We start from the raw sequence: 14,113 nt of genomic DNA, 5'->3' as shown, positions 1-14,113 counted from the left end.
TATAATATAAATAATGCCTAAAAACCCTACTACATATGATGCTATTGTAATTGGTACTGGAATTTCTGGTGGTTGGGCGGCTAAAGAATTATGCGAAAAAGGGTTAAAAACATTAGTACTCGAAAGAGGTAGAATGGTAGAGCACCCTAAAGATTATATTACGGCGAATAAAGAAATATGGGATTTTGAGTTTAGACAAAAACCAAGCATTCAAGAGGTTAAAAAACAGTATAAGCAAAACAGAACGGGTTTTGTAACTAAAGAAACCACAAAACATTGGTTTGTAAATGATATAGAACATCCTTATAACGAAACCAAACGGTTTGATTGGATACGAGGCTATCATGTAGGTGGTAGATCAATTACCTGGGGTAGACAAACACTGAGAATGAGTGATATTGATTTTGAAGCCAATAAAAAAGAGAATATAGGTGTTGATTGGCCCATTAGGTATAAAGATATTGCCCCTTGGTATACTAAAGTTGAAAAATTTATAGGTGTTAGTGGTGAACCATTGGGATTGCCTCAATTACCTGACGGATATTTTTCGCCACCTTTTCCGTTAAATGTGGTAGAGCAAAAATTTAAAGAGCAAATAAAGCAACATTTTCCTGATCGTTGTTTAACTATGGGGCGATTTGCTAATTTAACAGGTAACGAAACACACCAAGGAAGATCAAATTGTACTTATCGAAACCGATGTATGCGGGGTTGCCCTAGTGGAGGATATTTTAGTAGTAATTCGTCAACACTACCAGCCGCTCAACGCACGGGTAATATGACTTTACGCCCTCATTCGATTGCGTATCAAATTGTATACAATGATCGGTTAAAAAAAGCAACGGGTGTTAAAGTTATTGATGCACTTACAAATGAAAAAATAGAATTTTCAGCAAAAATTATTTTTTGTTGTGCTTCAACTATTGCTACGACTAGTATTTTATTACAATCTACTTCAAAAAGATTTCCGAAGGGGTTAGGAAATGATAGTGGAGAGTTAGGGCATAATTTAATGGATCATCATTTTAGAGTAGGGGCTACAGCAACTTATAATGGGTTTAAAGACATCCCTTATTTTTCAAATCGCCCTACCAGTTTTCATATTCCGAGATTTCAAAATATTAGTAAACAGACAACTAAGCAAAATTATTTACGAGGTTACTCGTTTCAGGGGGCAGCTCGAAGAGGCGATTGGAAAAGAGCAATTAAAGAACTTAGTTATGGAGAACCTCTAAAAGAAAAATTAACGCATCAAGGTGATTGGCAAATAGGAATTATTGGTTTTGGAGAGTGTTTGCCATATCATGATAATAAGATGACGTTAAACTATAAAAATAAAGATAAATGGGGGCTTCCAACTGTTACTTTTGATTGTGAGTTTAAAGAAAATGAAAGGCAAATGCGTAAAGATATGCAACAACAGGCTATTGAAATGCTTACCCGTTGTGGCTTTACCAAAGTAACAGGTTTCGATACAACTTTGGTGCCAGGGCATGCTATTCACGAAATGGGTACAGCTCGTATGGGGCACAACGTAAAAACTTCAATTTTAAATAAAAACAATCAAATACATACAGTACCTAATGTATATGTTACTGATGGAGCTTGTATGACGTCTTCTGGAAATCAAAATCCGTCTTTAACCTATATGGCCTTAACTGCTAGAGCAGTAAATCATGCTGTAGAACAATTAAAAAATAGATTACTGTAAAATGGAACGTAGAGAAGCTGTTAAAAATATTGCTTTGGGATTAGGGGTTACAATAGCAACACCTACATTGCTTGAAATTTTATCTTCTTGCTCTTCTGATGTTTCTGATAATAAATACCATTTTTTTACAGCAACGCAGGCTTATATGGTTACTCATTTAGCAGATATTATTTTACCGATAAGCCCTGAAGAAAAAACAGCGGTTAAGCTTGTGCCTTTTATAGATAAAATGATTTTTTATACAGATGATACTGTTCAGAAAGAATATTTTACTAAAGGCAGTAAAGCCTTTGAAAAAACATTTACGAATCAATATCAAAAAAAAGCAGACAAAGGCAATAAAACAGAATATAAACAATTAGTAGATACTTATTTTTCAATCACAGAAAAACAACAAAAAAACATTTTTGAAAAACTTACTTTAACTAGTAATCGTATTAAAGCAAATGAAAGAGAAAATGTTGCTATATATCACTTTTTAACTACCACAAGAAAGTACGTTTTATTAGGTTATTATACCTCTAAAACGTACGACAAAAACCATTTAAACTATTAATAAATGAAAAACAAACTTATTTTATTCATTACAACAATTATAGCAATTGTTGTTTATTGTCCTGTTATAGGGCAAAATAAATCGCCTAATAACATCTATGATTATATAGAAAATCAAAATGTTATATCAGAAAACAAAGAAGATGCACATGCCACTTTTTATAGCTATGCTACAGCTAATCAAGCGATAGAAAATGATTATATACATACTAAAAATTATCTTTCGTTAGACGGAATGTGGAAATTTAAATGGGTTAAAAAACCTTCGGATAGACCTTTAGATTTTTACAAAACTTCTTTTAACACAAATGATTGGGACAATATAAAAGTACCTAGTAACTGGGAAATAGAAGGTTACGGAGTGCCTATTTATATCAACCAACAATACGAATTTGCCGATTCTAAAGCTCCTGTTTCAAAAGAAATAGAGTTTGTTGGGGTTATTCCCAAATACCCAGGTAAAATACCTCACGATTATAATCCTGTTGGTTCATACAAACGTACTTTTACTGTAGATTATTCATGGAAAGATAAAGAGGTTTTTTTACATATCGGAGCTATGAAATCTGGTGGATTTGTATGGGTTAATGGTCAATATGTAGGGTATTCGCAAGGAAGTAAATTACCTGCTGAATTTAATGTAACCCCTTATTTAAAAGAAGGTAAAAATGATATTGCTCTTCAAATTTTTAGATGGACAGATGGTTCGTTTTTAGAATGTCAAGATTTTTGGAGAATTAGTGGTATTGAGCGTAGTGTATACCTATATGCACAACCGAAAATACGTATTAAAGATGTTGAGGTTACTTCTTTATTAGATGATACTTATAAAAACGGAGTGTTAGATGTTAATATAACACTTGAAAATCACACAACTAAAACAAAAAAACTAAACGTTTCGTATGAACTATTAAATGATAAGGGTAGGGTAGTTAGTTCTCAAACCAAAGAAGTAAAAGTTAAAAAAACAGCTGTTGTTAATTTTAATGATGTTATTAAAGGATCAAAGCTTTGGTCGGCAGAACACCCTAATATGTATACTTTAGTAGTTACTACAAAAGAAAGAAGAAAAAAAATAGAAGTTACGGCTAATAAAATTGGTTTTAGAACCATAGAAATACGAAACGGAATATTGCTATTAAACAACCAGCATATAACCTTAAAAGGAGTTAATACGCAAGAACATGACCCTGTAACTGGACACGTTATTACTAAAGAGTCGATAATAGAAGACATTAAAATGTGGAAAGAAAATAATATAAATGCGGTTCGTTTAAGTCACTACCCTCGACCAGATATGTTTTATGATTTATGTGATTTATACGGAATTTACGTGGTTGATGAAACGAATATAGAATCGCACGGAATGTATTATGGCAAACACTCTCTTGCTAAAAATGAAAAATGGGAAAAAGCTCATGTAGATAGAATGGTAAGAATGGTTACCCGAGACAAAAATCATCCCTCAGTAATTATATGGTCTTTAGGTAACGAAGCAGGTAACGGTACCAATTTTTTTGTAGGCTATAAAACCATTAAAGCTCTTGATAAATCAAAACGTCCTGTACAATATGAGCGTTCTTATAAAGAAAGAGATGGCTCGTTGCTTGATATGGATTGGAATACCGATATTATTGTACCCCAATACCCTTCTCCAGGAACTTTTGAATTTATGGGGTCTAACAAATCAAACAAACCATTTATACCTAGTGAGTATGCTCATGCCATGGGAAATAGTACGGGTAATTTTGCTGATTATTGGGATATAATTGAAAAATATGAAAACCTACAAGGTGGTTTTATTTGGGATTGGGTAGACCAATCAATATGGAAAACCAACGAAAAAGGACAAAAGTACTATGCTTACGGTGGTGATTTTGGTAAAAATATGCCTAGTTCTAATACCTTTTTAAATAATGGTATTGTTTTTCCTGATAGAACACCACATCCAGGACTTTTTGAAGTGAAAAAAGCACATGAATATATTAATTTTAAAAATTCAGGAATTAATAAATTTAACGAACAACGTATTTATCTCGAAAACTTATATGATTTTACGAACTTAAATCAGTTTGTGTTTAAAGGAAGCATAAAAGCCGATGGAAAAGTTATTAAAACCTTTACAGTAGACGATGTAGATGTAGAAACCCATATAGGTAGAATGATTAGAATTCCTTTAGATGGAATAACTTTTAAACCTAATACAGAGTATTTTTTAGAAATAGAAGCATTAACTAAAGATAAATGGGGGTTATTACCTAAAGGTTTTCAAGTAGCACATGAGCAAATACTGTTAAAAAATAAGATAAAATGGCAAAAAACAGAAGTTAATACGAACTCGTCGGTAAACACAAGTGAAACAAGTGGTGCGGTTACCTTTTCTGGAGTAGATTTTAAAATAATTTTTGATAAAGCAAAAGGACAAATTACTTCATATATCTATAAAGGAGAAGAACTTTTAAAAGACGGTAAAGGCCCTAGACCAAATTTTTGGAGAGCACCTACCGATAACGATCTTGGTAACCGAATGGATATTAAAAATGTTTTATGGAAAAAAGCTTCTTTAGAAGCTACTGTAAGCTCTTTTGTTGTAAGTGAAAAGCAAGAGCCTACGGTTACAATTGTATATAATTTGCCAGGGGTAAATACAGAATATACGTCGGTATATACCATCTTTTCATCAGGAGCCATAAAAGTATCCAATACTTTGGGGGTAACCGATTATAAGGCAGATATACCAAGAATAGGTATGCGTTTGCAATTGCCAAAAAAATACGAACAACTTACTTATTTTGGTAGAGGGCCTTGGGAAAATTATGTTGATAGAAATACTTCTGCTTTTGTTGATGTATACAAGTCAACTGTTTCAGAACAATATGTGCCATATATTCGTCCTCAAGAAAATGGATATAAATCAGATGTGCGTTGGTTTGCTTTAGAAGATAGTGAACAAAACGGATTACTTTTTGTAGCCTCTAAAAACAACCCTGAAAATATTGGTTTTAGTGCGTTGCATATGCCAAATGAAGAATTTGATTGTAGTACAGGATTAATTTATAGAGATATAATTCCTGAAGGAATACCTAAAGAAAATGATAAGTCTGTTATTAATAAAAGCAAGCATACCATAGATGTTGTTGAAAAAGATTTAGTGCAACTAAATATAGATTTAGCACAACGAGGTGTTGGAGGAAATAATAGTTGGGGTGCTCGACCAGAAGAAAAATACACCTTAAAAGGTGATAAAAAGCATCACTACTCGTTTTATATGATTCCGTTTTCTAATCAAGGTGAATCATTTTTTATCAATAACTCAAAAAAGTTTTATAACGCTCACTAATAACTTGTAAAATTATATTTATAAGGCTTCTTTAAACAGTACTGTTTAAAGAAGCCTTATTTTTTTAGTTATAATGAAAACCAATTACTAATAATTTCTTTTTCTATAGGAGGGGTGGTGTTATGAATATAATCATTTTTAGCTGCATCATAATGATAATCTTTAGACCATTGTTCAATATTTTGATGTAGTGTTTTTAAAGAGTTACAAATATAGGTAACTTCTTTGTCGGTAGTAGTAGGATGAAGTGACAGGCGTACCCACCCTGGTTTTTCAACATTGCAGCCTTCTAAAATTTGATTTTCAATAGCTTTTGAAGTTTCAATGTTTACATTTAATAAAAAATGTCCGTAAGTACCTGCGCAAGAACACCCGCCTCGGGTTTGTATTCCAAAACGGTCATTAAGTAGTTTTACTACTAAATTAAAATGGTAGTTATCAAAATAAAATGAAAATATACTTAGGCGATCTTTGTGGTTAGGAGCTAAAATATGTACGCCATCTAGTTTTTCTAAAGTTTCAAATAATTTTGCATTAATTTGATTTTCTCTTTTTTTTATGTTAGCTACCCCCATCTTATTTTTTAATTGTATAGATAGGGCTATTTTTATAGTTTGTAAAAAGGCAGGAGTACCTCCGTCTTCACGAGTTTCTGCATCTTCAAAATAGTTGTGTCCTCCCCATGGGTTGGTATAGCTAACCGTACCGCCACCAGGGTTGTCAGGAACTAAATTTTTATATAGTTTTTTATTAAAAATTAATACGCCAGAACTACCAGGTCCTCCTAAAAATTTATGAGGCGAAAAAAAGATGGCGTCTAAATAAGCATCTTCTTCTTGTGGGTGCATATTAATATCTACATAAGGGGCAGAACAGGCAAAATCTACAAAGCACAACCCGTTATGCTGGTGCATTATTTGGGCTATTTGATGGTATTGCGTTTTAATGCCAGTTACGTTAGAGCAAGCTGTTATCGAAGCTATTTTATATTTTCTGTTTTTGTGTTTTTTTAAAGTGTTCTCAAAGGCTTCTAAACAAATTAACCCCAAATTATTACACGGAATTACCTCTACATCGGCAATTGTTTCTAACCATGATGTTTGATTAGAATGATGTTCCATGTGCGAAACAAAAACAATAGGTTTTAATTCTTTTGGAATAGTGGTGTACTTTCTTAAATTTTCAGAAACTTTTAAGCCTAAAATACGTTGAAATTTATTTACTACTCCTGTCATGCCAGAGCCTTCTGTAATTAAAATATCATTGCTATTGGCGTTTACATGTTGTTTTATAATGGTTCTTGCTTTATGATAAGCAAGTGTCATTGCTGCACCTGTAGTAGAGGTTTCGGTGTGGGTGTTTGCTACAAAAGGACCAAAATCATTTATTAATTTTTCTTCGATAGGTTTATACATTCTTCCGCTTGCGGTCCAATCGGCATAAATAATTTTTTGTTTACCATATGGCGAAACAAATGTTTGTTCAACACCAATTATATTGTTTCTAAATTCATCAAAATAATGTTCTAATGTGTTTTTTGCTATTGTGTTCAAACCAATAAATTTAAGTTAAACATTTTATTTTCAGTTTTATATAAGTCTGAAAAAACTATATTTTGGTTTTTAATACACACGGTATTTTTAGTTTTTATTAAAACAATCTAAATTTACCGCCAATTAAAAAATTGTTTTCAAAAAAGTAAAAACTTTGTGAAGCACTATCGGTAGTGCTTGCCGTTGTTCGTATGTCAGGTAAGTTTATATATCCTGTTTTAAAATCAGATTGAATGAAGAAGTATTTTAAGAAAGTAATGTTTAATCCTATTCCTGCAGATACTCCCCAGCCAGCTAAATGAAATTGATCGTATCGTTGTTTTTCTAATAATTTTGTATTGCTTTTGGGGTATAAAATACCCACACCAACACCTTCAGTTAAATTTATTTGTAGATTTTCTAAGTTTAAATTAAACCAATGACTAATGTCGTCAAAACGTTTAACCTCAGTATTAAAATAATTTAGCCCATCGGTATGTTCAAAGGTTAAAAAATCTTCTGATAGCGTAATATCATCATTTTTATATATCCCATCATATTTACTACCTACATTAATATTTCCGTTTATTTTTACTGTTTGATTTTGCTTCATTACATATTTCATATGGTCTACTCCAATAGAAATAGTATAGTTTTCTTTAAAAAAATAACCTATTCTGTAATTTGTTTGTGGTATGGTAACCCGAGTAGGATTAAAATAATCGTTAAAAGAAAATTTGGTAGGTCGATCGGCGGCTTCAACGTTGTATAAAGTGAAATTATAATTTTCACCTTTAAAGTTAATATCTGAGTTTGAGTAGTTAGCCCAGTTCCAACCCCAATACACAAAAAACTTATTTTTGTTGGTTATTTTATTTTTTCGATAAAGCTCTTTTTCTTGTGCTTTTACTGATAAAACACCGATAAAGAGTATTGCAATAATAAGTGTTATTTTTGTTTTCAATGATTTAAAAATTAGCTTATTATATTTTCAATTTCTGTTATAAATCGGGTAGCTAAATTATCGGCATCTTTTTGCGAAGTAGCTTCGGTATAAATTCTAATAATAGGTTCAGTATTTGATTTACGTAAATGTACCCATTGGTTTTCAAAATCTATTTTTACCCCGTCTATAGTAGTAACTTGCTCTTCTTTGTATTTAGTTGCTATTTTTTTTAATACATCATCTACATTAATTTGAGGGGTAAGCTGAATTTTATTTTTACTCATAAAATAGTTTGGGTACGAATTTCTTAAGGCTTTACACGATATTTTTTTATGTGCTAAATGCGATAAAAATAAAGCAACACCAACCAATGAGTCTCTACCATAGTGTGCGGCAGGATAAATAATACCTCCGTTACCTTCTCCTCCAATTACAGCATTAGATTCTTTCATTTGTTGTACTACATTTACTTCGCCTACAGCACTTGCAGAATAGGTTCCGCCATATTTTTGAGTTATATCGCGTAAGGCTCTAGAAGAAGATAGGTTAGAGGTGGTATTGCCTCCGTTCATTTTATCTAATACATAATCAGCACAAGCAACTAAGGTGTATTCTTCTCCAAACATAGACCCATCTTCACAAATTAAAGCTAAGCGGTCTACATCAGGGTCAACTACAATACCAAAGTCAGCTTTTTCTTTAACAACTAATTCAGAAATATCGGTTAAATGCTCTTTTAAAGGCTCAGGATTATGAGGGAAGTGACCGTTGGGTTCGCAGTACAATTCAATACACTCGACATCTAATTTTTTTAGTAAAGCAGGAATTGCTATGCCTCCAGTAGAATTAACGCCATCAACCACCACTTTAAAATTAGCTTTTTTAATGGCTTGTTCGTCTACTAAATCTAGAGCTAATACTTCTTTTATGTGCTTTTCGATATAATTTTTCTTTTTTGTATAGCTTCCTAAATCGTCAACTTCGCTAAACTCAATGCTAGTTTCTTTTTCGGCAATTTTTAAAATTTCATTTCCATCGGCACCATTTAAAAACTCTCCTTTATTGTTTAATAATTTTAAAGCATTCCATTGTTTAGGATTATGTGATGCGGTTAAAATAATGCCTCCATCTGCTTTTTCTAAAGGAACAGCAACTTCAACAGTTGGGGTAGTTGATAACCCTAAATCAATAACATCGATACCTAAACTCACTAATGTGTTTGCAACTAAGCTACTTATCATTTTGCCAGATATACGAGCATCTCTACCAATAACGATTGTTATTTTTTTGTTTGAATTGTGTTTTTTGATAAAAGAACCATAGGCTGCGGCAAATTTTACGGCATCTATAGGTGTAAGGTTGTCATTTACGGTGCCTCCAATGGTTCCTCTAATTCCAGAAATTGATTTTATAAGAGTCATTTATTACTAAGGTTGATGAATTACAAAAATACTTGAATCTTTTGGGTTTAAAAAATGTTTTTATGGTATAGTTAATAAAATGGAATTGTACTTTTCAATTTCTTTTTTTTTAGAGAATTAATAAAAAAAAGTCGCTACGTAAGTAGCGACTTTTTGCGTTTCAATGGGTTTGTTGCAATTATTTTTCTGCGTCCATTTTCTTTTTTAATTCAGCTAAACCTTCAATATCACCCAATGTTGTTTTTTCTGCTTCAGCAGCTTTTTTAGTAGCGGCTTTAACATTGTTTTCTTCTTGAGCTTTAAAGATTGCTGTGTGTGATACTACAATTCGACGGTAATCTTTATTAAATTCGATTACTTTAAATTGGTCTGTATCGCCTTTACCTAATTTAGAACCATCTTCTTTTTCTAATAAACGGCTAGGGGCAAATGCTTCTACACCATCTGCAAATACAACAGTAGCGCCTTTATCGTTCTTTTCTTTTATGGTTCCTTCGTGAATAGAGTCAATAGCGTAAGTTTGTTCGTAAACATCCCAAGGGTTTTCTTGAGTTTGTTTGTGTCCTAAGTTTAACTTACGGTTTTCTACGTCTAATTCTAATACCTTAACTTCTAATTTATCACCAACAGTTACAAAATCTGATGGGTGTTTTATTTTTTTAGTCCAAGATAAATCAGAAATATAAATTAATCCGTCAATACCTTCTTCTAATTCTACAAATACCCCAAAATTTGTGTAGTTACGTACAGTACCTGTGTGAACAGAATCTACAGGGTATTTACTGGTAATATCGGTCCAAGGGTCTGGGTGTAATTGTTTTATACCTAATGACATTTTACGTTCATCACGGTCTAAAGTTAAAATTTGTGCTTCTATTTCATCACCAACTTTAACAAAGTCTTGTGCAGATCGTAAGTGTGTTGACCAAGACATTTCTGATACGTGAATTAACCCTTCAACACCTTCTTCAACTTCTACAAACGCACCGTAATCAGCTAAAACAACTACTTTTCCTTTTACTTTGTCGCCAACTTTTAAGTTAGCATCTAAAGCTTCCCAAGGATGAGCTGATAATTGTTTTAATCCTAATTGAATTCTTGATTTATTATCATCAAAATCTAAAATTACTACGTTTAATTTTTGATCTAACTCAACCACTTCATTCGGGTGGTTAATGCGAGACCAAGATAAATCGGTAATATGAATTAATCCATCAACACCTCCTAAATCAACAAATACACCATATGAAGTAATGTTTTTAACAACACCTTCTAATACTTGTCCTTTTTCTAATTGACCAATAATTTCTTTCTTTTGGTCTTCTAAATCAGCTTCTATTAATGCTTTATGAGAAACTACAACGTTTTTAAATTCATGGTTAATTTTCACCACTTTAAATTCCATTGTTTTTTCTACATATTGATCGTAATCTCTAATCGGTTTAACATCTATTTGAGAACCTGGTAAAAATGCTTCGATACCAAATACGTCAACAATCATACCGCCACGAGTTCTACATTTTACAAAACCGTTAACGATTTCACCAGTTTCGTGGGCGTTGTTTACGCGATCCCAAGCTTTTATTACTCTCGCTTTTTTATGCGATAATACTAATTGCCCAGAACTGTCTTCTCTTTTGTCTACTAATACCTCTACTTTGTCACCAACTGATAAGTTAGGGTTGTAACGAAATTCGTTTAACGAAATAACACCTTCTGATTTTGAATTGATATCAATGATGGCATCTCTATCGGTTATACGAACTACTTCACCTTCAATAACATCGCGTTCGTTTACGAATCCAACGGTACCTTCTAAGGCTGTTTCAAATTCTTTTAATTTAGCGTCGTCAACTTCATCAATACCTTCTTCGTATTTGTGCCAGTTAAAGTTATCTAAAAATTCTTGAGTGTTGGTAGCTTCTTTTACCGGTTCAGTTTGTGCAATTACTGCTTCTTTAGTATCTGCGTTTTGTGTTTGTTCAGACATTCTGAAAAAATACTTTGTATCTTAATTGTTAATCAGATTTTTAACGATATTAACACTTAAGAGAAATTAAACTATTAATTTTAAATAATCCTTTTTAAATCTGCTCTCGTTAAAAGGCGTGCAAAGATACGAATTTTTTTTAAATAAAATAAATTTAAAGTATTAGATGCTTTAAAAACAATTGGTTAGTCACGTTAAAAAATAGTGAGATGTGTTTTTAAGAGATAAAATTGTTGTTTTTATGAAAGCAAAGCATAAAAATTAGATAGTATCAATAGTTTTTTAATAGTGCATAATTTGAAAACTTTTATAATGATTTGTACATTTATCGTTTTAAATTTTTTAAAATCATTTTATGAAAATTATTATTTCGCCTGCTAAATCGTTAGATTTTGAATCAAAAGTGCCGACAAGTTTATATACGGAGCCTCAGTTTTTAGATAAATCAGAAAAACTAAATAAAAAATTAAAAACCCTTTCGCGTAAAAAATTATCAGAGCTAATGAAAATTTCTAATGATTTAGCTGATTTAAATTACGAACGAAATCAAAGTTGGCAATTACCATTTACATCACAAAATGCAAAACAAGCAGTATATGCCTTTACAGGTGAAGTATATAGAGGGTTGGCTGTAAATACATTACCTGAAGAAAAATTACCCATTTTACAAAATAGTTTACGAATTTTATCGGGTTTGTATGGGGTGTTAAAGCCTTTAGATTTAATACAGCCTTATCGTTTAGAAATGGGTACTCGTTTAAAGGTTGGTAAGGCAGAAAATTTGTATAAGTTTTGGGGTACTACCCTTACGGATGCTTTAAATGATGAAATGGATGATGATGAGTTGTTTATTAACTTGGCAAGTTTAGAGTACTTTAAGGTATTGGATAAAAAAAGACTAAAAGTACCCATGATTACACCTGTATTTAAAGATTTAAAAAATGGGCAGTATAAGGTTATTATGACTTTTGCCAAAAAAGCACGTGGCCTTATGGTGCGTTATATTATTGATAATAATATAAAAACCCTTCAAGAGTTAAAAGGATTTAACGTTGAAGGGTATGGTTTTTCTACTGAAATGTCTACAGAAACCGAATTGGTATTTATTAGGTAAGGTAAAACATAAGATTAGCAGTCAGCTAACCCAACGGTAACCGCTAATCCGCCTTCTGAGGTTTCTTTATAATTTCGGTTCATATCTTTAGCTGTTTTCCACATGGTATCAATTACTTTATCTAACGAAACTAGTGATTCTTTTGGATTGGTTTCTAAAGCCAATTCAGCAGCATGAATCGCTTTAATAGCTCCCATAGCATTGCGTTCAATACAAGGAACTTGAACTAACCCTTGAATAGGATCGCAAGTAAGACCTAAATGATGTTCCATAGCTATTTCTGCAGCAACTAAACTTTGCGAGGCAGTGCCGCCTAATAGTTCGGTTAATGCTGCTGCTGCCATCGCTGAAGAAACTCCAATTTCAGCTTGACAGCCACCCATGGCTGCAGAAATTGTTGCATTTTTTTTAAAAACACTTCCAATTACACCTGCTACTAATAAGAATTTTTTAATATGCTCAAAATTAGCCTCATGGTTTTCTATAACTAAATAATACATTAAAACTGCAGGGATAACACCTGCGCTACCATTCGTGGGGGCAGTTACAACTCTTCCTAGAGAGGCGTTTACTTCATTAACCGATAAAGCAAAACAACTTACCCATTTTAATATTTCTCTAAACTTTACTTCGGTGTTTCTAATAGCAGAAACCCATTCAGTAGGATTGTTGTAAGTTGCATTTTTAATTAATTTTTTATGAGAATCAAAAGCTCTTCGTTTTACATTTAATCCTCCAGGTAGTTTTCCTTCTGTGTGGCATCCTATGTATGCGCATTCTAGCATGGTGTTCCATATTCTGCCAAGTTCAGTATCTATTTCGTCTAAAGTTTTTAATTCTAACTCATTTTTTAGTACGATGTCAGAGATTAAGCAATTTTCTTTTTCGCAATAGGTTTCTAATTGCTCAGCTTTATTAATAGGAAAAGGAAAGTTTTGTTTGCTGATTTCAATTTCTTCGGATAGGTTATCTTCTTCTTGAATAATAAATCCACCCCCGATAGAATAGTATGTTTCTGTTGATACTTCTTTGCCTTTACAAAAACCTCTAAAGGTAAGTCCGTTAGCATGAAAAGGTAAAAAATCTTTATTAAAAACAACGTTATCGATAGAAAACAGAATGAATTTTTCTGCGTTAAAATGTAGTTTGTTGGTTTGTTTGATTTGGTTGATGATATTGCCTAAGTTTTCAACAGGAGTGTATTCTGGATCGGCACCACTTAACCCTAGCATAACGGCTAAATCAGTAGCGTGTCCTTTTCCTGTTAAAGATAAAGAGCCGTATAAATCAATTTTAATACCATCAATAGTATTAAATAATTGTGTTTCTTTTAATTTTTTGATCCATTGTTCGGCTGCTCTCCATGGGCCTAGGGTGTGTGAACTTGATGGTCCAACACCAATTTTCAACATATCAAAAACACTAATAAATTGAGACATGAGTATAGTTTTATGTATGAACTAAAATACTAAAATCTCGTATTGATACACAATCAATACGAGAT

At 32.3% G+C, this 14,113-nt stretch carries 9 protein-coding genes; 4 read left to right on the top strand and 5 right to left on the bottom strand.

Annotated elements, in window-relative coordinates; genetic code table 11:
- The first annotated feature begins 13 nt into the window (after window positions 1-13).
- Genes AB2B44_RS06185 through AB2B44_RS06175 form a run of 3 tightly spaced genes read left to right on the top strand, consistent with a single transcriptional unit; the run spans window position 14 to window position 5,606 of the window.
- Window positions 14-1,711, top strand: a complete 1,698-nt coding sequence (locus tag AB2B44_RS06185; RefSeq protein ID WP_369048701.1) for a GMC oxidoreductase — start codon at window positions 14-16, stop codon at window positions 1,709-1,711.
- 1 nt (window position 1,712) lies between these two features.
- Window positions 1,713-2,267, top strand: a complete 555-nt coding sequence (locus AB2B44_RS06180; protein WP_369048700.1) for a gluconate 2-dehydrogenase subunit 3 family protein — start codon at window positions 1,713-1,715, stop codon at window positions 2,265-2,267.
- 3 nt (window positions 2,268-2,270) lie between these two features.
- Entirely contained in the window at window positions 2,271-5,606 is a 3,336-nt protein-coding gene (locus AB2B44_RS06175) for a glycoside hydrolase family 2 TIM barrel-domain containing protein (protein WP_369048699.1), read from the top strand.
- A gap of 68 nt (window positions 5,607-5,674) precedes the next feature.
- Here AB2B44_RS06175 and AB2B44_RS06170 read toward each other — a convergent pair whose 3' ends face one another.
- The 4 genes from AB2B44_RS06170 to rpsA all read right to left on the bottom strand — a co-directional run bounded on the left by AB2B44_RS06170 (window position 5,675) and on the right by rpsA (window position 11,495).
- Window positions 5,675-7,159, bottom strand: a complete 1,485-nt coding sequence (locus AB2B44_RS06170; RefSeq protein WP_369048698.1) for an aminotransferase class V-fold PLP-dependent enzyme — start codon at window positions 7,157-7,159, stop codon at window positions 5,675-5,677.
- A 97-nt stretch (window positions 7,160-7,256) separates the two neighbouring features.
- Complete coding sequence (locus tag AB2B44_RS06165; RefSeq protein WP_369048763.1) at window positions 7,257-8,063, bottom strand: hypothetical protein; 807 nt, start codon at window positions 8,061-8,063, stop codon at window positions 7,257-7,259.
- 50 nt (window positions 8,064-8,113) lie between these two features.
- Window positions 8,114-9,505, bottom strand: coding sequence for a phosphoglucosamine mutase (glmM, locus tag AB2B44_RS06160; protein WP_369048697.1), 1,392 nt, complete (start codon window positions 9,503-9,505; stop codon window positions 8,114-8,116).
- Window positions 9,506-9,683: 178 nt separating this feature from the next.
- Window positions 9,684-11,495, bottom strand: coding sequence for a 30S ribosomal protein S1 (gene rpsA, locus AB2B44_RS06155; RefSeq protein ID WP_369048696.1), 1,812 nt, complete (start codon window positions 11,493-11,495; stop codon window positions 9,684-9,686).
- A 355-nt stretch (window positions 11,496-11,850) separates the two neighbouring features.
- On the opposite strand from rpsA, the gene yaaA reads away from it, so the two are divergent.
- Window positions 11,851-12,609, top strand: a complete 759-nt coding sequence (gene yaaA, locus AB2B44_RS06150; protein WP_369048695.1) for a peroxide stress protein YaaA — start codon at window positions 11,851-11,853, stop codon at window positions 12,607-12,609.
- Between the two features lie 14 nt (window positions 12,610-12,623).
- Here yaaA and AB2B44_RS06145 read toward each other — a convergent pair whose 3' ends face one another.
- Window positions 12,624-14,048, bottom strand: a complete 1,425-nt coding sequence (locus AB2B44_RS06145) for an L-serine ammonia-lyase (RefSeq protein WP_369048694.1) — start codon at window positions 14,046-14,048, stop codon at window positions 12,624-12,626.
- Window positions 14,049-14,113: the final 65 nt, after the last annotated feature.

It is taken from the genome of Tenacibaculum sp. UWU-22 (assembly GCF_041021355.1).
Classification (GTDB): domain Bacteria; phylum Bacteroidota; class Bacteroidia; order Flavobacteriales; family Flavobacteriaceae; genus Polaribacter.
The sequence above is the reverse complement of the archived record's forward strand: the minus strand, read 5'-3'. Positions and strand labels throughout refer to the sequence as shown.